The sequence below is a fragment of the Helicobacter sp. MIT 21-1697 genome (genome assembly GCF_026241255.1).
Classification (GTDB): domain Bacteria; phylum Campylobacterota; class Campylobacteria; order Campylobacterales; family Helicobacteraceae; genus Helicobacter_C.
The window spans coordinates 1-21,192 of sequence record NZ_JAPHNC010000005.1 but is presented as its reverse complement, the minus strand read 5'-3'; the positions used below and the strand labels follow the sequence as shown (position 1 = coordinate 21,192).

At 34.8% G+C, this 21,192-nt stretch carries 19 protein-coding genes; 12 read left to right on the top strand and 7 right to left on the bottom strand.

Annotation, left to right across the window (positions count from 1 at the left end):
* The first annotated feature begins 17 nt into the window (after positions 1-17).
* The 3 genes from OQH61_RS05800 to OQH61_RS05790 are packed head-to-tail and all read left to right on the top strand — an operon-like array spanning position 18 to position 2,160.
* Positions 18-767: a hypothetical protein gene (locus OQH61_RS05800; protein ID WP_266026395.1), complete on the top strand. Its 750-nt coding sequence runs from the start codon at positions 18-20 to the stop codon at positions 765-767.
* Entirely contained in the window at positions 767-1,546 is a 780-nt protein-coding gene (locus tag OQH61_RS05795) for a hypothetical protein (protein WP_266026394.1), read from the top strand. The genes OQH61_RS05800 and OQH61_RS05795 overlap by 1 nt, the downstream gene beginning before the upstream one ends.
* Positions 1,543-2,160, top strand: coding sequence for a hypothetical protein (locus OQH61_RS05790; protein ID WP_266026393.1), 618 nt, complete (start codon positions 1,543-1,545; stop codon positions 2,158-2,160). Before OQH61_RS05795 ends, OQH61_RS05790 begins: the two co-directional genes overlap by 4 nt.
* A gap of 425 nt (positions 2,161-2,585) precedes the next feature.
* On the opposite strand, the gene OQH61_RS05785 is transcribed toward OQH61_RS05790, so the two are convergent.
* The 6 genes from OQH61_RS05785 to OQH61_RS05760 all read right to left on the bottom strand — a co-directional run bounded on the left by OQH61_RS05785 (position 2,586) and on the right by OQH61_RS05760 (position 8,141).
* Positions 2,586-3,632 carry a CNNM domain-containing protein gene (locus OQH61_RS05785; protein WP_266026391.1) on the bottom strand — a complete coding sequence of 349 codons (1,047 nt, stop codon included), beginning with the start codon at positions 3,630-3,632 and terminating at the stop codon, positions 2,586-2,588.
* A 3-nt stretch (positions 3,633-3,635) separates the two neighbouring features.
* On the bottom strand, positions 3,636-4,601 hold the full coding sequence (locus OQH61_RS05780; RefSeq protein ID WP_266026389.1) for a CNNM domain-containing protein: 966 nt from the start codon (positions 4,599-4,601) through the stop codon (positions 3,636-3,638).
* Positions 4,602-4,719: 118 nt separating this feature from the next.
* Complete coding sequence (locus OQH61_RS05775; protein WP_266026387.1) at positions 4,720-5,619, bottom strand: hypothetical protein; 900 nt, start codon at positions 5,617-5,619, stop codon at positions 4,720-4,722.
* Positions 5,612-6,847 (bottom strand): replication-associated recombination protein A, encoded by a 1,236-nt coding sequence (locus OQH61_RS05770; RefSeq protein WP_266026386.1) that lies wholly within the window; start codon positions 6,845-6,847, stop codon positions 5,612-5,614. The genes OQH61_RS05775 and OQH61_RS05770 overlap by 8 nt, the downstream gene beginning before the upstream one ends.
* On the bottom strand, positions 6,841-7,218 hold the full coding sequence (locus tag OQH61_RS05765; RefSeq protein WP_266026385.1) for a heat shock protein transcriptional repressor HspR: 378 nt from the start codon (positions 7,216-7,218) through the stop codon (positions 6,841-6,843). The genes OQH61_RS05770 and OQH61_RS05765 overlap by 7 nt, the downstream gene beginning before the upstream one ends.
* 26 nt (positions 7,219-7,244) lie before the next feature.
* On the bottom strand, positions 7,245-8,141 hold the full coding sequence (locus OQH61_RS05760; RefSeq protein WP_266026384.1) for a J domain-containing protein: 897 nt from the start codon (positions 8,139-8,141) through the stop codon (positions 7,245-7,247).
* Positions 8,142-8,297: 156 nt separating this feature from the next.
* Between OQH61_RS05760 and OQH61_RS05755 the strand changes: the two genes are divergently transcribed.
* The 9 genes from OQH61_RS05755 to OQH61_RS05715 all read left to right on the top strand — a co-directional run bounded on the left by OQH61_RS05755 (position 8,298) and on the right by OQH61_RS05715 (position 20,563).
* Positions 8,298-11,210, top strand: a complete 2,913-nt coding sequence (locus tag OQH61_RS05755; RefSeq protein ID WP_266026383.1) for a RecB-like helicase — start codon at positions 8,298-8,300, stop codon at positions 11,208-11,210.
* 133 nt (positions 11,211-11,343) lie between these two features.
* Complete coding sequence (gene nhaA / locus OQH61_RS05750) at positions 11,344-12,855, top strand: Na+/H+ antiporter NhaA (protein WP_266026382.1); 1,512 nt, start codon at positions 11,344-11,346, stop codon at positions 12,853-12,855.
* 20 nt (positions 12,856-12,875) lie between these two features.
* Positions 12,876-14,210: a sodium/proton antiporter NhaA gene (gene nhaA, locus OQH61_RS05745; RefSeq protein WP_266026381.1), complete on the top strand. Its 1,335-nt coding sequence runs from the start codon at positions 12,876-12,878 to the stop codon at positions 14,208-14,210.
* Positions 14,211-14,261: 51 nt separating this feature from the next.
* The gene (yajC, locus tag OQH61_RS05740) at positions 14,262-14,555 is read left to right on the top strand and encodes a preprotein translocase subunit YajC (RefSeq protein WP_266026380.1); all 294 of its coding nucleotides are present in this window, start codon (positions 14,262-14,264) and stop codon (positions 14,553-14,555) included.
* A 6-nt stretch (positions 14,556-14,561) separates the two neighbouring features.
* Positions 14,562-16,400 carry a protein translocase subunit SecD gene (gene secD / locus OQH61_RS05735; protein ID WP_266026379.1) on the top strand — a complete coding sequence of 613 codons (1,839 nt, stop codon included), beginning with the start codon at positions 14,562-14,564 and terminating at the stop codon, positions 16,398-16,400.
* Between the two features lie 5 nt (positions 16,401-16,405).
* Positions 16,406-17,377, top strand: a complete 972-nt coding sequence (gene secF, locus OQH61_RS05730) for a protein translocase subunit SecF (protein ID WP_266026378.1) — start codon at positions 16,406-16,408, stop codon at positions 17,375-17,377.
* A gap of 10 nt (positions 17,378-17,387) precedes the next feature.
* Complete coding sequence (locus OQH61_RS05725; RefSeq protein ID WP_266026377.1) at positions 17,388-17,729, top strand: DUF6394 family protein; 342 nt, start codon at positions 17,388-17,390, stop codon at positions 17,727-17,729.
* Between the two features lie 40 nt (positions 17,730-17,769).
* Entirely contained in the window at positions 17,770-18,462 is a 693-nt protein-coding gene (locus tag OQH61_RS05720; RefSeq protein ID WP_266026376.1) for a hypothetical protein, read from the top strand.
* A gap of 13 nt (positions 18,463-18,475) precedes the next feature.
* Positions 18,476-20,563: a hypothetical protein gene (locus tag OQH61_RS05715; protein WP_266026375.1), complete on the top strand. Its 2,088-nt coding sequence runs from the start codon at positions 18,476-18,478 to the stop codon at positions 20,561-20,563.
* A gap of 12 nt (positions 20,564-20,575) precedes the next feature.
* On the opposite strand, the gene OQH61_RS05710 is transcribed toward OQH61_RS05715, so the two are convergent.
* Positions 20,576-21,037, bottom strand: coding sequence for an acyl-CoA thioesterase (locus tag OQH61_RS05710; protein ID WP_266026374.1), 462 nt, complete (start codon positions 21,035-21,037; stop codon positions 20,576-20,578).
* Between the last annotated feature and the right edge of the window lie 155 nt (positions 21,038-21,192).

Here is a 21,192-nt window from a genome sequence, read left to right as displayed (position 1 = left end):
TTAAAAAGGAAAAGAGTATGAAAGATTTTGACCCTTTGTTACTTAATAGCTTTGGCACTCAAAAAGAACGGATAACTCATCGCTATATATTTATTATTTTAAATTATGCTCCTCTTGTTTTAGGTATTGTAGGATTAATTCATAGCTTTAAATACCCATTTCCCCCTACTTTTTTGACACTTTTAAATATTTGCTTTGGATTATATTGTGTGATTTTTTTGTATGCTAATATACTTTTGTATCAAAATGGACACACTCAAAGAAAAAGAGATTCAACAAAGGCTTTACTTATCTGCAAAAAACGCATAAAATTTTATGATTATAGTGGGCTTGTATTTTTGACTTTATTTTATCTTGTTGGATTATTAATTAGCTTAAGCTTGTTTCTTGTTATTTTTAGTCTGTGGCTTTGGTATTTATATTTTGCTAAACCATTTTTACTTAAAGAGGTTTTATTATATGAGGATTGCCTCATAGTAAGATATAGAATCTATGGTGATATTACGCTTAATTTGCAAAATCTTGCTTTAGTTGGAGAGGGACTTGGGATAGGAGTTAATCAAACACTTGCGAGAGTAAAGTTTAATAAAAAAAAGAAAGCGATTGAAACTTATCAGATTTTAGGTAATATTGATAATGATATGCTGGGCAGATTGGAGAACAAAACACAGCTCAAAGAAGCACTTTATCAAAAACTTGGCTTTAATGTGGATAACATCTCTTATGCAAGTCAATTTGGATTAAATAGAACAATGAGAGAGGAATAATGAACACCAACGCTCCTTATACCACATTTCTTTTTAATGGATTAGGCACAACCAGTTTGAATGCAAAATGTGCAAGAATATACAATCGTTCTTTTATTGTGGTGCAATTCTTGGCGGTTGCGATATGTTTTATAGCGGCAGAATCTACTCTTAATGCTTTTGGAATTGGTTTATTTTTTAAACTCTATTGTGTGGATTTTGCAAATTTTATGTTTATGATAATATGTATATATCTTTTAGTCTATATGTTTATATTTTATAAAGCTGGACAAGAATATATCATACAAGATAAGTCATTATTTGTCTGTGAATGTGCATACCAACAAAAATGGTATCAGAGGATATTATTTCTCTATGGGGCAGTAGTTTCTTTTCTTTTTTGTGTATCTTTAATTCTTTTTGCCTATTTTTCACAAAATATAGGCATATTGGCTTTGCCACTTTATTGTTTTATAATGAGTAAGCCATATTTATTAAGAAAAATCCTTGTGTATAAGGACAAACTTGTTTTACAATATAGATTCTATGGCAATATATGTATTGATATGCAAAACATTGGCATTGCTTCAGGTTTGGGAATAGGACATAATATTTTTGCAGGGCTTTTTTATGTTATAAAACATACAGATTTTATATTATGTTATCATCTTGTTGGGCTTAATCTAGTTGGATTAACTCATAAAAAACTCCTTACAGAAACAATCAACGAGCAGAGCGGATTTGATATGGCACATCACACTAAAATGAGCCTTTTGGGTTTAAAAAGGAAAAGAGTATGAAAGAAAATGCAATAGAGTTTGATATTTCAATAACTTGTTTTATTGACAAACATACAGACGAAGCAGTTTGTTTGCAAGATACAGATATGGGCAAACAGCACAAAGGAGAAGAAGTTACTCTGCCCAGTATAGATACAACTACTATACTTGATAAAGAAAAATTAACAAATTACTTATTTCAAGCGTTAAATGCTATGGACATTATTATAACAAGTATCGCAACAAGAGGTATGGGAAACTCGGTTAAAATGTTGTTAAATATAAAAGATGGAACTAAAGGTATGGTTCTTAATATTAGCAATGACGACTTAAATGCAACAGAAAATATTATATTGGGGGGAGTTGCAATCACAATAAGTGTTATTGTAGGAGTAATTGCTGGAGAATGGATTTTAGCAGTATTTATATCTATATTAATAGGGGTTTACTCAATGCTATTCTTGCAAAAATTTATCAACATCATTATGATATTTTTTAGTTTTGGTATATTGTATGGTTTATATATGACGACTTCTCTAATGGAGTTGATTGAAGCTATCAAGAAAGAGTGGGCTACCATACTTTTTTTCATTTACAGCATTAATGATATGGGGATTTATTTTTTGTCTGAATGAGGTTATTTTCAACAATCAGCGTAAAATAGTTCTCTATAATGATTATTTTATTGTGCAAACCTATCAGTTTTTCTTCAAAAAGACAATGTATCTCTATTATGGAGAATATGGATTGGTGGTAAGATTTAGACCTCCTCTTTTTTTATGTGTTTATATTTTATGATATGAAAAAACAAAAATTACCTTTTGGTTGGTTTGACGCAAAGACAAGGAGCAATATGTATTATTCCTTCTTTCGTAAAAAAAGGCAGAAATAGATAAATTTCTTGAAATCTTTAAACAAAAAACTAGAGAAGCTTTAGAATCTCAAGGTATCAATCACTATAATTTAGATGAAAAAATTTTACTTACCCTTTGGAGATGACCCTATGAATCTCAACAATCCTAACAAGCCCAGCACAGCGGGTATTACAATAATAAAAGAACTATTTAAGTTTCCTAATATATTTTAAGCGATAGCCTTTTATCTTTTCTCTTGCAAGTTTTTGCATATCAGGGGTTTTGTCAAATTCATCAATGATTTCCTCACCTAAAAGTGTTTCAATCACATCTTCTAGTGTAACAATGCCAATAAGCTGTTCATAAGCATCTTGCACAGCAAAAAAACGCTCTTTTTTGTTCATAAAGAGATTGAGTAGGTTTAAAACAGAAATATCAAACGAGATGGTATGTACAGGACACATAAGCTCGTAAATTTTCTTATCTTTTTCTTTCTTAATACCTTCTTCTAAAATATCTACTGCGGAGACAATGCCGATGATATTATCTACGCTTTCTCCATAAACAGGAATATGAGAGTGCTGATAAATGCCCTCAAGTTCTAAAACCTCCTTGATTGTGATATTATGATGCAATGCAAATACAACACTTCTAGGTGTGAGTATGTTAAGGGTTTGGTAATTTTTTAACTCTAACAGATTTTCTATAATATTTTGCTCACGCGTGGTAATTGAACCACCTTTTTGCCCAATTTGGCTTGCAGCGAGAATCTCCTCGCGACTTATGGGGTTACTGCTTTTTTTGGGTTTAACAAAACGCGTGATGAGCTTAGCTACCCACACAAAAGGAAAGGTAATCTTAAGGAGATAGTGAATGCTTAGTGTTACGACAGGCACAAAACTTTTCCAATGAGTTGCCCCTAAAGTTTTGGGGAAGATTTCACAGGCATAAATAAGCACAATCGTAAGTAGCACCGCACTAAAACCTTGCCACTCTGCGCCAAAAATATGTGCCACTTCAATCCCCACACCTGTGGAAGTAGCTGTAACACCAAAGGTATTAAGCACTAAAATTGCCCCTTCAGCATCATCTACATTATTTTTGAGATGTCTTAAATACGCGCCGATTTTAGGATTACTCTTTTCATAGCTTGCAACAAATGAGGGTGTGATAGAGAGAAAGACAGATTCCATAATTGAACATACAAAACACACAACAATGGCTATTATGCAATATAAAATCAGTAATTCCATATTCTAGTCCTTTTGAATGTTGCCGACACTTAAGGTAGCACTGATTACATCATCAAGACTTACGATTCCTACAAGGTTACCTCTTTTATCTACAACCATAAATAAGTGTTCCTTTTTATTGATAAATTGTTCCAATAAATCAAGCAAACTCACATTTTCTTCTATTCGAGTAATGTCCTTGGCGAAATCTTTTAAACATTTTTTCTTTTTGCCATTGAGCATTGCGCGTAAAATATTTTTGCGATATACGACTGAACAAATATTGCTCGGTATCGCCACATAAAGCGGGATACGCGAATATTTATGTTCTTTTGTTGCTTTGATAGCTTCTTTAATGCTTGTTTGTTCATCAAGGGCGAATATGTGCTCCTTTGGCGTCATAATATCTTTAACTTTGAGTGATTTTTGTTCTATGAGATGCTCTAAAATATCGCCCTCTAGTTCGTTGATTGAACCGCTTTTCTCTCCTAGTTCCATAACTGCTAATATTTCATCGCGGCTCATTTGGTGAGTTTGATTATTCTTAAGTAATCGTGTGATAATGCGGGAAATATATACGAGTGGAAAAGTAATCCAATAAAGCACTAAAATGACATAACAAGCAGGCAAAATAAGAGATTTCCAATAAGTTGCCCCAATAGTTTTAGGCACAATCTCTGAAATATATAAAATACTCATAGTCATTACAAATGCTACTACGCCTTGCCAAGATTCGCCAAAAACTTCTACTGCTTGCGCACCTACGCCCGCTGCTCCCACGGTATTGGCAAAGAGATTCACAATGAGTATTGCCCCAATAGCATTATCAATATTTGTTTTAAGGTATTGCAAAATCTTGCCACTTTTTGGACGAACTTTAGGATAGCTTTCCATAAAAGGTGGCGTAACGCAAAATAATACAGCTTCCAATATTGAACACACAAAAGAAATACTAACTGCAAGTAAAAAATAAGTGATAAGTAAGCTCATAAAAACTTTATATCCTCTTTTAAGCTTTTATTTATAAGTTGAGATGCAATTACCGCAAACATTTTACTAAGGATTATAACATAATGTAAGAAAAAAATCTTTTAAATATAAAAATAAGCTAAAGTGGCATTAACTCTTGTTTTTTGGTTGCATCAAGAAAGGTGTATCCAAATGAAAGAGAGAATCCAACAAAAAGGTTATTTCCAGTTTGTGAGATATGACGCCCTTGCAGCGCATAATATTTTATAAAAGGCGCAATGGCAAGTTTTTTATAGAGTTTGGTATCTACTCGTGCTTCTATTTCAAGTTGATAGAGGGGATTATAGCTTTCTGGAGCAGAGCTATAAAGATAATGGCGAAAGTTAGTAAAATAATAAAATTTTGTGTCTTCGTTAAATTTATATTCAAGGCGAATACCACTTTCCCAGCCATAATTTTCAGATTCTACTTTAAGAGTAAAATTTTTTTCGCTAAAGGCATTTAAATGTAAATCCTTAATATATACCCCATCAAAGAGTTTCATTCCCATATTAAATCGTATGATTTGATGTCTATTTTCAAATCCACTTTGATAATTAAGCTTAAAAAATGGACCTACTTCAAAGCCTCCAACGAATGTAGGGACATACCAGATTCTATGTGTATAGTCAGTAGAGAGGAGAATTCTATCAAGTGTAGTGTTACTTATCCGTTGTTTGTTATCAACTACAAGAATTGTGCGTCCATACTCGGCAAGAACAGAATTAAATACAACATAACGTGGCGCATAAAAATCAAGCCCTAAGTCAAAGAAGCCTTGCGCGATAAGTTGAGAATCACCCTTTATACGACTATCTGAAAATTCAGCATATTCCTCTTGTCCTCGTATTGAAGTTGAACTTAGATTTGCTGCTATACGTTTGAGTTCAATATGCCAACCTCGTTTGTCAGGATTGACATCAATTTCTGCACTAAAGATTTGCATAGCCCCTAGACAAAGAAATATAATATAGATTTTTATTTGTATATGTTTAATCATTTCTCTCTCTTTTGTTTTTTATTTTATTCAGCCATTCATTAAGCGTTTTTTCAAAGCCTTTTGTTGTGGATTCTACAAATTCTAAAGGCTCTTTGACATCTTCTAAGTAACTTTGCTCTACCCAACCGCCAAAATCGTGTGGATAGAGATATTTTTGAGCCTCTGGCATAATGTGTTTTGGCACGGGAAGCACACAACCTTTTTTAATAGAATCTAAAGCTTTATTAATAGCATTATAAGCGGTATTGCTTTTGGGTGAGCAGGCAAGATAAATCACGCATTGAGAAAGAATAATACGAGATTCGGGATAACCAATCTTGCTCACTGCTGTCATTGTGCTTGTAGCGAGATTGAGTGCATTTGGATTAGCATTTCCAATATCTTCACTTGCTAAAATGACAAGTCGCCGCGCAATAAATTCTGGATTCTCACCTCCTGCAATAAGACGCGCAAGATAATAAATACTTGCATTGACATCACTTCCACGTATGGATTTAATCATCGCACTAATAAGGCTATAATGTGTTTGGGCTTCACTTGAGCCATCGTGGAGAGTGTAGGGGCGCAGAGATTGTAAAGTGTGATAAGTAATAAGAGATTCTTTTTCACTTAGACTATCACACGCAGCATCAAGGAGATTAAGCATAGCGCGCGCATCTCCTGCACTTGAAGTGATAAGATAGGTTTTTGTTTCCTCATCAAGTTCTATTTTTAAATGATGTTGTTCCCACAAATAAGCAATGGCATTTTTGAGAATCTGCTCTAAATGTGCAACGGAAAGAGCTTTGAGCTCAAAGATAAAGCTGCGTGAGCGAATAGCATTGGTAAGTGAATGAAATGGATTATAAGTGCTTGCGCCAAAGATAATGGCACTATGAGATTCCATAATTGGCAATAACACTTCTTGTTGTGATGTATTGAGGCGATGCACTTCGTCAATAAAAATCAGCGGTTGATACAAACTTCCTTCATAATTTTTGATATATTTGCGCAATTCTTCAATTTTAAAAGTCGTAGCATTAAAGTTTGCAAATGGTTTTTTAAGCTCTTTGGCAATGAGTTGAGCAAGTGTAGTTTTGCCACTGCCGGGTGGTCCATAAAAAAAGCAATGCGCAATTGAATTGTGTTGTAGCATTTTAAAAAGTGGTGTATGAGGAGCAATGATATGCTCTTGCCCAATAAAATCCTGCAAAGAAACAGGGCGGAGTAAATGCGCGAGATTTAGCAAGGAGACACTTTGTTTTTTTGAAATAAAATAATTTCATAAGAACTTTCATTTGTTTTAAGCACTCTGCTACTTCCTTTATGTTTAGCAAGGTCTTCTCGTAAGTCTTCAGCCATTTTATCAAGCTCATCAAGTCTTTCTTTAAGGCGGAGGATAATATCTACTCCAGCGAGATTTACACCCATATCACGCGTAAGCTTAAGAATCGTCTTAATTTTGTCAATATCGCGTTGAGAATATAAGCGCATTTTGCCATCAGTGCGCCCGGGCTGAATGAGTCCTTCTTTTTCGTATTGGCGCAAAGTTTGAGGGTGAATCTCTAAGATTCTCGCTACTACGCTGATAAGATAAACAGGTTCGTCATAACTATACATAATTCCTCCTTGATGATGTTATATATTTATGGAAGTTGCTCTTGGAGCATATTTTTAAGCTCATCACTTAAATGCTCTGTGTGAGGCAAAATAATATTTGCTTTGAGATATAAATCTCCCATAATGCTTGTTTTGCGATTTTTGATACCTTTACCTTTAATGCGGAATTTTTGGTTATTTTTGGTATTGGGTGGGATTGTTAGGGTAATGTCTTGATAAAGCGTTGGCAATGTGATTTTGCCACCAAAGAGTGCAGTTTTAAGAGGCACATCAAAGCTTTTACTCAAATCATCACCATCAAGTTCATATTCATTTGATTGTAAAACTTGCACTTTGAGGAGCAAATCACCGCTGCGTCCATTATGTGTGCTACCTTTGCCTTTGAGGCGGATAGTTTCACCATTTTTAATGCCCACAGGAATTTTAATATCAAAGCTCCCACTACGCCCACTATAATGATAGCTTCCACCAAGAGCTGCACTTTCAAATGGAATCTGAATATTCTCTTGTATATCAAGATTCGGAGCATTAAACCCACCAAAACCAAAGTCTCCGCCACTTCCAAAGCCAGCGCCTCTGTTAAAATTAAATCCACTTCCACTTCCTGCACTGAATCCACCGCCTTGTCCAAAAATGGAAGCAAGTATATCATCAAGATTGACATTACCCCCTTGTGCGCGAGAGAAATCGTGGAAGTTTTGCCCACCAAACATTGCATCGCCAAAGCGGTCGTATTGAGCTTTTTTGTTTTCATCACTTAGCACTTCATAGGCAGCGTTGATTTCTTTAAATTTTTCCTCTGCTCCTGTGTCTTTATTGATGTCAGGGTGATATTTGCGCGCAAGCCTACGATAAGCTTTTTTAATTTCATCATTTGAAGCATTTTCATTTACTTCAAGCGTATCATAAAGACTTTTTGACATTATAACTCCTTGGATTCTAAAAATAATATTTTGTGATAGATTTAAGTGCTATTGTATCATAAAAGTTTAGTAAAGTGTAATCAAGGTTAAAAATTTATAAAAAATTCATATCTTCTAGCTTATAATACGCATATAAATTAATGCAAAAGGATATTGGTGCGAAACATTAAAAAGGATTTTTTTGCCCTTAAGGCTTCAGCTGGTAGCGGGAAAACTTTTAATCTCTCTTTGCGTTTTATTTATCTTCTTTTTCAAGGAGCGAATCCTCATCAGATTCTCACCTTGACTTTCACTAAAAAAGCTTCTAAAGAAATGCACCAGAGAATTCACGATTACCTCAAATCTCTGTATGTTTTTATACAGGGCAAAGATACAAAAGGTATTGATATTTATAATGCGCTTCTCAAAGAGGGTTTAAGCGATGAGGTTTTGCGCGATAAAATTGAAAGTATTTATTATGAATTTATGCAAGCTAACCCACGCATTACGACTATTGATGCGTTTTTTCACGCTGTGTTAAAGAAATTTTGTTGGTATGTTGGCATTTCTTCGCATTTTGGAGTAGGTAATGTGAGTAAAGATAATATCAATGAACGTTTTTTGAGTGCGCTTTCTTTGGAGGATATGCGTGAGATTGTTATATTTTGTTTTCATCATCAGATAAAGATTACAAAGTTTTTGTCTATGCTTTATGATTTTTATATGTTTGCAAATGAGATTGTTCAAACCCTTTCTTCTACATCTACAACTGCACATTTGGAAGTAGAAGATATAGAAAAATTAATAGTAGAAAAAATGCACATTATTTATCAATTTCTTCTTACACAACCTCAAGTAAGCCAAAGTGCTAAAAATCTTTTTAACAAAAAAGATATTCAAAGCATATGTAAGAATCCTAAAATGCTTTTAGATTGGAATGAACATCACTATCTTAAAAAAATAGATTTAAGCCAATTTAATGATGTGCGTGAGGAAATACTCAAACTTTTGCAGCTTTATTTTATTCAAAGAGAGCACAAAATATTTGCGTGGATTAAATATTTTATTGATATATTTAAACAAGCAAAAGAGCAAGAAATAAGAACAAAAAACCTTTTGGGCTTTGATGATGTGATGCTTAAAAATTATGAATTGCTTTGCCAAAATATAGAACGTGATTTTTTCTATTTTCGCCTTGATGAAAAGATCACGCATATTTTACTTGATGAATTTCAAGATACAAGCCTTATGCAATATCAGATTCTGCAACCTATCATAAATGAAATAAAATCAGGAGAGGGGCGTATTAGCGATAGAAGTATTTTTATAGTGGGCGATGAGAAGCAAAGTATTTATATGTTTCGCGGAAGTTTTGCAGGGTTATTTGAGGAAGCGATAAAAGATTTTCATCAGGAAAACCTTGATTATAATTTTCGTTCAAGCCCGCGTGTAATTGCTTTTAATAATGATGTATTCCAATCGTGTTTTTCACATTATCTGCCGCAACGCTATCCACACACACAATCTCATACAAAGCCCAATGGTTATGTGAGGGTATTGCCTCAATGTATAGATGATGAGGAATTGGGACTGCATAAACAAATATGTGCTGAACTTGAAACCTTATTGCAAAATGGGGCAAACGAAGATGATATAGCTATTTTGACTTTTAAAAATGATGATGTTTTATCGCTCAAAGAATATATAAATACGCACATTCCTCATCTAGATATTATTACTGAAACAAACTCCTCACTTTTTCAACAAAAAGAGGTAAAAATTCTTATTTGTGCCCTTAAGTTTATTTTGCTGCATTCACAGATTCAAAATGGAGATGATAATGTGGATTTTTATAAGCAATTAATGAATGCAAAAAAACTCTATGAAAAAAAGATGATTAAACTTCTTGGCAAGCCCTATATGGGCTCTGATAGATTTATTGATGAGATTAAAGCACTTATGCTTCCTTCCACTACGTCACCTTCGGAGGCAATATTTTTACTTATTGAAGAGCTAGATATTGCTCAAGTAGCATCTATGAAATTTTTAGAACTTAGCTTTGATTATATGTGCATTGAAGAATTTTTAGATGCGTTGCCCCAAATGGTATGCGATGCACCAATACAGAATAATAAAGGTATAAAAATTATGACGATTCATAAATCAAAAGGTTTAGAGTTTGAATATGTCATTTTGTGTGATAGGCTAAGCGAGCCTAAACGTGGTGGAGAAGTATTTATATATGAGTATGAGAATACACAAATAAAGCAGGTGTATTATAAAATGCGCGAGCGAGAGAGCTTTGATAAAGATTATCAAAAAGCACTCCAAGCACACAATGTCCGCAAAAAACAAGAGGAGTATAATGTGCTTTATGTGGCTTTTACTCGTGCAAAGTATGGTTTAAGTGTGGTGCAAAAATATAAAAAAAGTGCTTTTGAGATTCTCAATCTTACTCCTTGTTATGATGAGATAACACATATTTCTACACAACAAAGCAAACAAGATATGTCTTCACTTCACAGCCCACGAGTGCTTATGCACAATATGCCATCTTTTGGGCGACAAAGTGCTTTTATTAAGCACGAAAAAGATGAGCATAAAGGTATTTTTGATGTGCAGCAGTGGCGCAATATTATGTTTGGATATGCTTTACATAGTGTGTTTGAATTATATTTAGGCTATAAGAATCCACAAGAAGACATACAAAGTATTTTGTATAATCGCTATGGGTTTGCACTTCCTCTCTCAAGCATTACTCAAGCGATACAATATGCGATAAATTGTATTCAAAGCAAAAAATTCATAGAGATACAAAAAGGCAAACATATCGCGTGTGAAGTAAGCTATATTGCCAAAGAACATTTATATCGTATAGATACACTTTTGTATGATGAAAAAGAGTGGATTGTTCTTGATTATAAAAGTAGCGCAACTAATATAGGTGCGCAAGAAGAACAAATCCGAGAGTATATGAGATTTTTATTTTCGCTTAATAAAAAAGAGAAACAGCACGCAAAAAGTGTCAGAGGTTTTATTGTATATCCACTTAAAAATGGTGATGAACAATTTTATGAAGTAAGCTTATAAAATTTTAAGAAAAAATATTTTACTTATTGACTAGCCTAGCACAAATAAAGTATAATGGCATTTTCATTATAGCGTGGCTATAACTCTAAACACATACATTTTATCTTATTCATTATTTTGTAGAGGGATTTTTATGTCAGAAGCAAAGATTACGCCGAGCAGACATTCATATGTAAAAGACAGACTTCAAGACAATCTCAATCGTTTTATCAAGCACGAATCTTTTGGGGGAGTTTTGCTTGCATTTTGTGTTGGAGCAGCTATGCTTGTGGCAAATTCATCATATGCAGATATGTATTTCACTTTTTTTCATAGTGAATTTGGTGCATTTTTTAGCGATTCACAATTTGAAGTAAGCTTGCAGGATTTTATCAATGATGTATTAATGTCATTTTTCTTTCTGCTTGTGGGTTTAGAAATGAAACGCGAAATGCTCTATGGCGAGCTTGCTGGGTTTAAAAAAGTAAGCTTCTCATTTCTTGCAGCATTTGGGGGTATCATATGTCCTGTAATGATATACTCATATTTTAATGTTGGCACAGCATATGAGAGTGGCTTTGGTGTGGCAATGAGCACAGATACAGCTTTTGCGCTTGGACTTATAATGCTTCTTGGGGATAGAGTGCCCAAGATTCTAAAGATTTTTCTTGTAACGCTTGCAGTAGCCGATGATTTGGGGGCAATTTCTGTAATTGCAATTTTTTACTCTGATAATATCAATATGCAATGGATTTATGCTTCTTTAATCCTTGTCGGAGTGCTTATCTATCTTAATTATCGTGATACAAAACATCTTTCACTTTATTTTTTGGTAGGTATTTTATTATGGATTTGTGTGCATCATAGCGGGATTCACGTAACAATCGCAGCAGTTATTTTGGCAATGGCAATTCCCGGGCGCACACGTGTTAATAAAAAATATTTTATTAATATGCTCAAAGAGTTTGAGAGAATGAAAGTAGCCACAAATGATTGGAATGATGTAGTCTATGCGCGCGAATCGGAGAAAGTGGGTTTTTGGAGAGGAAGTTTTAAAAATATTAGAAATTTTATATTTGGCAATCAAGATGTGGAAAAAAAGATTGATATGGCAAAAACTTCTCAACTTGTTCATATGCTAGATACCATAGGCACATATTCCCGCTATGCGCAAAATCCACTTATACGTCTTGAAATTGCTCTGCAACCTCTGTGCGCTTATTTTTTTGTGCCTCTTTTTGCTTTTGCTAATGCGGGTGTAACTCTTGATGGCAATATTGATGTGAGTTTAAATAGCGTTATGCTTGGGACAATTTTGGGTTTAGTGGTAGGCAAACCTGTTGGAGTATTGCTTTTTTGCTTTTTGGGGGAGAAATTAAATCTTGCTACGCGTCCAAAAGACTTGAATTATTTGCATATTTTATCTGTAGGTATGATTTCAGGTATTGGCTTTACAATGTCTATGTTTGTAGCAAATCTTGCCTATAAAGACGATATAATGAGTGTTGATATGTCTAAAATCTCCATTCTTGTAGCATCATCAATAGCAGCGGTTCTTGGGCTTTTAGTAGTTTATCTTAGCACAACTCAACAAGAGAATCGGGTTGAGAGTATGAATGAAGAAGATGAGATTCAAAAACTTAAGGAAACACAAAGTATCATTTGATTGAGCATTAAGGAGTAAAAGTGGCAGCAAAGCAAAATAGAATTTCAGAAGCATTGAGTAGTTTTATTCGCGCAGAATCTTTTAGTGGTATTTTTTTATTTTTCTGCGCAGTGAGTGCAATGGTTGTAGCAAATTCGCCTTTATCGGATATATATAAGGAGTTTTGGGAGCAACCTTTCGGTTTTAGCTTTGCGGGGGGGTTTTATGGATTTAGCATTCACGATTGGATTAATGATGTTCTAATGTCTATTTTTTTTCTTATGGTTGGGCTTGAAATTAAACGCGAATTGCTCTTTGGAGATTTATCAGGATTCCAAAAAGCAGCCTTTCCTGTTATAGGTGCGATAGGTGGTATGATTGTGCCGGGTGTTATTTATTATGCCTTTAATATGAATACTCCATCATATCACGGCTTTGGAATCCCTATGGCTACGGATATTGCCTTTGCGCTCGGGGTGATTTTGCTACTTGGCAAACGCGTGCCTTTAGCTCTTAAAGTGTTTCTTGTAACTCTTGCAGTAGCTGATGATTTAGGCGCGATTGTCGTTATTGCGGTATTTTATCCATCACCCGAAGGCTTACATTTTGTATATTTGGGTGCAGCGGTGGGGATTTTGCTATTCCTTACCTATATCAATCATTTAGGAGTGCGTCATTTGGGCGTGTATATAGGAATTGGTATTTTGCTGTGGTTTTGTGTGCATCATAGTGGGATTCACGCAACCATTGCGGCTGTGGCATTAGCATTTTGTATCCCTGTAAAGCCAAAAATTGAAAGCAAAGAGTTCATTCAGGTTGTTCAGCAGATGATAGAAATTTTTGAGAGTAAAGACAAAGAGCGCAAAAATATTTTGCTTGATACGCAGCAAATGAGCGCGATTGATGAAGCAGGGAGAGATTTTGTAAAAGTGCAAAATCCACTCTTGCGCTTAGAGCACGCTTTGCAACCTTTGTGTGCGTTTATTATTATGCCTCTTTTTGCTTTTGCTAATGCGGGCGTGGATATTCGTGCGGAAGTAAATTTTCATATTGACCATATTATGCTTGGGGTTATATTTGGACTTGTAGTGGGTAAGCCCTTGGGTATTTTAAGTTTAACTTTTTTATGTGAGAAATGCAAAATTGCTTCGCGTCCAGCAGGAGTATCTTGGAGTCATATTCTTGGTGCAGGAATGCTTGCAGGCATTGGTTTTACAATGTCTATGTTTGTTTCAAATCTTGCATTTGACGCACCTCAAGCAAGTGATGTATCAAAAATAGCAATTTTGCTTGCTTCAAGTATTGCAGGTATCTTGGGTTCATTGTATTTGATAATCAATCATAAAATCAACTCTCACACAAAAGTTAAATCTTAACTATTTTAAGATAGAATCCACGCTTTAAGTTTATTAAGAAAAGGATTGCTTATGCAAGGTGGAGCACAAGAGACATTAATGTCATTACTTCCTATCGTATTTTTTATTGCGATTTTTTATCTACTGCTTATTCGTCCAGCAAATGTAAAGCGCAAAAAGCATCAAGAAATGATTGATGCACTTGCAAAGGGTGATAAAATTATCACTACCGGTGGTCTTATATGTGAAATTGTGAAGCCTGAAAAAACATTTTTTAGTATCCGTTTAAATGATGATACAATCGTCAAGCTTTCTCGGGAATTTATCGCATATAAGCTTGATGAAAATGATGAGGCTAAAGATTAATATTTAATGGCAAAACAACACATTCATTCTGCACAAGGAACTCATAAAGGCTTAAATTATAGGTTATGGTCTTTTATTTTTGCGGCATTAGTTGGCATTGCTCTTTGTTTGCCTACATTTACAGATATAAATGGTCGTAAAATTGCGCTTGGACTTGATTTGCAAGGAGGATTAAATCTTCTTTTAGGCATCAAAACGCAAGAGGCGATTAAGGCACGATTTTCTTCTTTAGCTTCCCAGATTGTCTTTGATACAAAAAAAGAGAATATTCTTATTGACAATTTAAAAGTATTTGAAGATAAGATAAATTTTGAGCTTGTAGATACTGATGAAAAGCCAATGTTGGACAAGATTCTCTCCCAAATCAATGGCTTAGAAATAAATGAAAATAAAGGCACATATTCTATTGTTTTTAGTGCAGAATATGAAGAAGAGATTCAAAATAGTGCGCTCAAGCAGGCTATTGGCACAATTCGCAATCGCCTTGATGAATTTGGTTTGAGAGAGCCAAGTGTAACCCAGCAAGGCAAAGATAATATTCTTGTTCAACTGCCGGGCATTAAAACGATTGAAGAAGAGCAAAGAGCACGAGATTTGATAGCCAAGCCTGCTCATTTACAAATGATGGCTGTTGATGAGGAAAGAAATGCACGAGTAAGCACAATGAGTGAGCTTGAAGCGCAAAAGTATAATGATGTTATTTTGCCTTTTGTGCATTCATCTGAAGTTCAAGCCCTTGAAAATACTCTTGCTCATCTTCAAGAAAAACTCTCTATGCTTAAAGAGTCCTCACAAAATGCTGTATCCTCACAAGAGAAAACTAACGCTTTATTTGCAGAACGTATGAAAATTGAGGGAGAAATTGCAAAGATTCAACAAGAACTTGAGACAAAAAAAACAAAACCTAATCAAGTCATATTGCTTAAAGCTGTGCCAATCCTTGATGGTTCTATGCTTACAGATGCAAGGGCAGCTTTTGACCAAAATAATCAGCCTATTGTGAGCTTTAGTTTAGATTCTAAAGGAGCAAAGATTTTTGGAGATTTCTCTGGAGCAAATGTGGGCAAACGTATGGCAATCGTTCTTGATGGGAAAGTGTATTCTGCGCCTGTTATTCGTGAGCGTATAGGTGGTGGAAGTGGGCAAATTAGTGGCGGTTTTAGTGTGGCTGAAGCAAGTGATTTAGCAATCGCACTTAAAAGCGGAGCGTTACCAGCACCTATGGAAGTGCTTGAAAAACGTAGCGTGGGTCCAAGTTTGGGCGAAGATTCTATACGAGCTTCATTAATTGCACTTGTAAGCGGCTTTGCTTTAGTTGTTATTTTTATGATGTTTTATTATTCTCTTGCAGGAGTAATTGCTGTTGGGGCATTATTTGTTAATATTGTGCTTATTATTGCTGTTATGGCGTGTTTTGGTGCTTCATTGACATTGCCGGGTATGGCAGGGATAGTGCTCACCGTGGGTATGGCAGTAGATGCAAATATTATCATTAACGAAAGAATCCGAGAATCTTTGCGCGCAGGATTTAGCATAGCTAAATCTATTGAAATGGGCTATGCAAATGCTTCAAGGGCAATTTTTGATTCTAATCTCACAACACTTATTGCCGCTGTTTTGCTCTATGCCTTTGGCACAGGAGCTATTAAAGGTTTTGCAATTACAATGGGGATTGGCATTAGTGCTTCTATCCTTACTGCTATTGTTGGCACACACGGCATTTATCAGGCAATTATGCAGTGGATTATTAAAAGTGGTAATGTAAATTTATGGTTTGGTATTAAGCTGCCTGTAAATACCATAGAAACCGCAAAACAGCAAAATATCAAGCTTAACAAAGGATAATATTAATGGAAGTTTTTAAGAAAGTAAAAGTATATGATTTTGTTCAATATAGTTCTTATGGGCTTGTCATTTCTATGCTTTTGATTATTGCTTCATTTGTGCTTTTGGGTATAAAAGGCTTTAATTTGGGTATTGATTTTGCAGGTGGGAGTATAGTGCAGATTCAATACACTCAACCTGCACCGCTTGGAAAAATACGCGAACTTCTTTCACAAGATGAGAGGTTTAAAAATTCGCAAGTAAGTGAATTTGGTTCTAAAGAAGAAGTGTTGCTTAAGATTCCATATATTCCTACGGGTGTCAATGAAGATATATCACACGATATTGTTGCCCTTTTAGAATCAAGTGGGCATTTTGAGTTGCGCAGGGTGGATTCTGTAGGACCAAAGGTAGGTGATGAGCTCAAACAAAATGGTATTATTGCACTCATATTCGCACTTATAGCAATGATGATTTATATCTCTTTTCGTTATGAGTGGAGATTCTCTCTTGCTGGTGTGCTTGCACTTGTGCATGATGTTATTATTGTTTCTGGTGTGGTGATACTTGCAGGTGTAGATTTTAATCTTGATGTATTGGCAGCATTGCTTACAATTATTGGTTATTCAATCAATGATACGATTATTATTTTTGATAGAATCCGCGAACAAATGATGATAAAGCGTCAAAAAGATATGAAATATGTTATTAATGAGGCGGTTTCTTGCACACTTTCAAGGACTATTCTCACTTCTTTAACTGTATTTTTTGTCGTGCTGACACTTTATCTTTTTGGCGGGGAAATTATTGTTGGATTCTCACTTCCTATGCTTGCGGGGGTGATTATTGCTACTTGTAGTTCAATGTTTGTTGCACCGCGTTTGGCATTAATGTTTGGGTTTAATCTTGATGAGTATTATCAACGAGAGACAAATAAGCTCAAAAAAGAAGAGGAAAAAAAGAGATTGCGCGCAATGTATGAGCAAGGTCGTTTATAAGGAGTAAAGAATGGATTGGGGTAAGGTATTTTTTGTTTTTTTTAGTTTGATGAGCTTAACTTTTACGCTTGGATTTTTGTATGAGAGTAATATCGTGATACTTTTTATTGCCACGGCAATTAATTTTATTGCTACAACTTTTCGCATTGGCGTAAAAAATAGTCTTTCTGCTGAACTTTTTGCAAGTTCTTTGGTTGCAGATTTTCATCTTATACCTGCTTTTGTATTTTTGCAAGTTTATGGTGATATTGAAATTGCTACTGCACTTGTGGTGGGTGCAGTTGTGGCAAATTTATTTTCTGTCGTATTGCTCTGTATTGAAGGAGCAAAAGCAAGAGAAAGTGATTATTAGATTATTGAGCAAAGGCTTATGATTCTAGGCAAGGAGAGCTATGAAGTCAATCGCATATATAGTGTGTATTGCTTGTTGTTTTTGCTTATGGAAAGGTTGTGCTACCTATAAACTTGAGGTAGAGAATGTGAGCTTATATCACGAGGGTGTGCAAATTATAGATTCTATTAAACCTAAAAGCAAAGTGCGCCTTGAGGTAGGGCAAAGCCTTGTAGGAGGCTCAAGTGCGATACCTTTAGCACTTTTTATTTCTGTGCAAAATCTTGATTCTCAAAATGTGATTTTTGATAAGGATTGTGTGCAAATGTATCAAAATGACAAAGTAATTAATCCATTGAGTGATAATGAACTCAAAAGCACTTCCTTTAATTATGGCTTTATTATAGAATCTTATCATCTTTATATGCCGCCAAAGCCCATATCAGAGAATCAACTTGTGGGAATGCCCTTTATTTATCGGGGTTATATGGGTGGATTTTATGTGTATGATTATGCGATTGTTTCTGCCAGAGAGCGGCTTTGGCAGCAAATGCATCTTGATGATGAGAGGGCAAAAAAAGCACTTATCATATCAAGTATGATGCAAAAAAATACTCTTTTGCCACACAAAGCGCCACAAGGTGGTTTTATAATATATGCACCCGAGAAATTACAAAAGGGAGTGCTTGATATATATGTAAGAGTGGGTGAAGAGAAGCATCGCTTTGCATTGCAGCTTAGTAAAACAAAATAAAAAGGAGTATAGAATGAAAAAATACTGCATTTATATATTATTGGGAATGCTTATGGGCACATTTGTAGCTTGTAGTGATGAGCCTACAGATGCTATTTCCGAGCAAGCACCTCCGAAGAAACCAGCCCTTATGCTTGAGGGTAATGAGAGTCTTGAGAGAATAATGGATAAGATTTTTGAAAACAATGTTTATAACTCTACAACAGATGAGATAGTGCATTCTCTTTTACCCAAAGAAGTGCAAAAGAGCGTAGATAGGGATAAATTTATTCCCGTAGAATATAAACGTTATGAAATAGTCCAACTTTTTAGACAAGCATATTTTCAAAACAAAACACATCAGATTCAAAGCAAAACACTTGAAGAAGTATTTGCTTTAAAAAAAGAATGGAGTGTGTTATGCACTAGAGCACAACCTTATGAGAAGTTACCTATTCTTCAGCGACTTAATACGGAAATTGAGATTTCTTTAAGTCTTTTATTGCTTAATAATAAAGATGAGATAGATACTTTAGAGAATCTCCTTTTGCAGCAGTATCAAAAAGCCAAAGGCACAGGAGAGCTTAATACTATTATAGAATCTCAAATGCAAGTGCGACTTTTGATGCTTTTTGGTTTGTATCATTTGGATTTAATTAACCAAAGCAAAGAAGAGCATTCAGCGAGTGTGCAAGTGCGCTCAATACTTGGTGCAGATTTGGCGCAATATAAGGATTTTTTGCCAAGAGAGCATTATGAGGTATATCAGAGGGCTTTTATGCTTCTTAATCACGCAATTTTAAAGGAACAAGCCCCTTTAGATAGAATCTTAGTCAAACTCTTAGAGTTTTTACCGAGTTTGGAACAAAATACAGGAAATGAAGATTGGTATTTACATTTAGAACGTATAAAGAATGCTTATGAAATGGCAAAAATACAAGATTTTTCTAGCCCAAAAGCTCAAGAGTTAATACAAATTGCGCAAAATCCTCATAAAAATGTTTATGATAATGCGCTTATGGGAAATTATCTTTATGGGCTTGATTATTTGACTTTAGCTTTATTGAATAATGATGTTGCAAATAATCTTTCTTTGGCTTTAGATTCTTTGCAAAAAGATTTTAAACATTTTCAAATATTTCAACATCATTTTGAACCATATTCATTTCAAAATTATCTTTCATCAATGTTTATAGGAGCTTATGCTCTGTATAATGCGCGCGAAAATCAGGAGTATTTTAATGAATTGCTCCAGTTAATTAAATCGGAACTATCTCAATATAGCGATGTAATTTCTAGTGAGGATAAGGATTTGTATCAAGATGCACTTTTTGTTTTAGAACAAATGGATAAAACAAATTTCTTGGGCATCACATTTACAGAAGCTAAGCCTAAAGAAGAAGCTGGATATATTAAAATTCGTTTAAATCTTGCTCCTTTTGAGATGGAGAGGATTAAGAATATTGTTTCAAAGGAAAATAATGCTCTTAAGGAAAATCTCCCACTATGTCTTAGTCCGCAAGAAGCAGATTTTATGCTTTCTTTGGTATATCAAGCTTATAAAACACAAGGCGTGAGAGGTGTCGCACCTGAAATGTTTAAAATACGGCTAGAAGAAGTGCTTGGCATAGAGAATCTTGAACATCAAAAGCAGTTTAAAGATGCTCAAGGTAAAGAGTGGGGTAGGGAGTATTTGATTGATTTTGATAGATTTATATTGCTTGGCATAGCCGATAGAGCCTGTTATGTCCAAAATCTTATTCTTGATGAGAAGTTGAGCGTATTGCAAGAGAAGCAAGAAATTTGTGGATATAATTTGTATTTTGATAAAGAAAATGGTTTGATAACCAATGAGATTCTACCTTCGCAAATTCTTGAAATCATAGCAGATGGCAATGTATATTATCGTTTGGGGGAGGCTGATTTGAATCTGAATAAGTTTATTTTTTATAATGATGAGAATGCGCTTGGAGCTTTAAAAAATATGCAAGATTTGGGTGAAATTTTACCTGTATTGCTTACAACATTTCCATATATGAAAGACTATTTGAATAATCGTCTTTCACCCCAACAGGCACAAGCAATGATACTTAGAGCAAAACCCAAACCTTGTGCAAAATAGTATGATTTGTATTTAGGGCTTTATTTGGGTTCTAAATTCTTTACGTTTTTTAGCAGCTTCAAAACGGCGTTTTTCTTCCTCTGTGGTAGGTGTAAGTGGTGGAATTTTGACTTTTTTGCCACTAGGGTCAATGGCTACCATAGTAAAGTAGCAACTATTGGTGTGGGTAACAAAACGATTTTTAATATCTTCACTGATAACTTTTATGCCCACTTCGCAGCTTACGCTTCCTACATAATTTACTGATGCAAGAAAAATCACGAGCGAACCAATTGGGATAGGGTTTTTAAACACCATACCATCAACACCGATAGTTACTACACCGCAGCCACAATATCGCGTTGCACACGCATATGCCACTTGGTCAAGCAACTTCATAAGCTCACCTCCGTGCATAACGCCACTAAAATTTGCCATACTTGGTGAAGCAAGTACGCTCATTGTTAAGGATTTTGGGTCAAATACATCTTCCATAGTAACCTCCTAAAAGGACAAATTTATTTTAAACTTTACATCAAATTATGCACTTGCAAGCTTACAATTGCTATAAATTGAGGGATAAGATTCTATATTTATTTTTTGTATGTCTCTAAATGTAACCTCTTGTATTGATAAGCCTCTCAAAAATA

Bases quoted from the DNA above. Each gene is read 5' to 3' on its own strand.
- OQH61_RS05790 (WP_266026393.1), top strand. From the start codon at position 1,543: ATGAAAGAAAATGCAATAGAGTTTGATATTTCAATAACTTGTTTTATT.
- OQH61_RS05765 (WP_266026385.1), bottom strand. From the start codon at position 7,218: ATGTATAGTTATGACGAACCTGTTTATCTTATCAGCGTAGTAGCGAGA.
- nhaA (WP_266026382.1), top strand. From the start codon at position 11,344: ATGTCAGAAGCAAAGATTACGCCGAGCAGACATTCATATGTAAAAGAC.
- OQH61_RS05725 (WP_266026377.1), top strand. From the start codon at position 17,388: ATGGATTGGGGTAAGGTATTTTTTGTTTTTTTTAGTTTGATGAGCTTA.
- OQH61_RS05715 (WP_266026375.1), top strand. From the start codon at position 18,476: ATGAAAAAATACTGCATTTATATATTATTGGGAATGCTTATGGGCACA.
- secD (WP_266026379.1), top strand. From the start codon at position 14,562: ATGGCAAAACAACACATTCATTCTGCACAAGGAACTCATAAAGGCTTA.
- OQH61_RS05780 (WP_266026389.1), bottom strand. From the start codon at position 4,601: ATGAGCTTACTTATCACTTATTTTTTACTTGCAGTTAGTATTTCTTTT.
- secF (WP_266026378.1), top strand. From the start codon at position 16,406: ATGGAAGTTTTTAAGAAAGTAAAAGTATATGATTTTGTTCAATATAGT.
- OQH61_RS05795 (WP_266026394.1), top strand. From the start codon at position 767: ATGAACACCAACGCTCCTTATACCACATTTCTTTTTAATGGATTAGGC.
- OQH61_RS05720 (WP_266026376.1), top strand. From the start codon at position 17,770: ATGAAGTCAATCGCATATATAGTGTGTATTGCTTGTTGTTTTTGCTTA.
- OQH61_RS05710 (WP_266026374.1), bottom strand. From the start codon at position 21,037: ATGGAAGATGTATTTGACCCAAAATCCTTAACAATGAGCGTACTTGCT.
- OQH61_RS05785 (WP_266026391.1), bottom strand. From the start codon at position 3,632: ATGGAATTACTGATTTTATATTGCATAATAGCCATTGTTGTGTGTTTT.
- OQH61_RS05760 (WP_266026384.1), bottom strand. From the start codon at position 8,141: ATGTCAAAAAGTCTTTATGATACGCTTGAAGTAAATGAAAATGCTTCA.
- yajC (WP_266026380.1), top strand. From the start codon at position 14,262: ATGCAAGGTGGAGCACAAGAGACATTAATGTCATTACTTCCTATCGTA.
- OQH61_RS05775 (WP_266026387.1), bottom strand. From the start codon at position 5,619: ATGATTAAACATATACAAATAAAAATCTATATTATATTTCTTTGTCTA.
- OQH61_RS05800 (WP_266026395.1), top strand. From the start codon at position 18: ATGAAAGATTTTGACCCTTTGTTACTTAATAGCTTTGGCACTCAAAAA.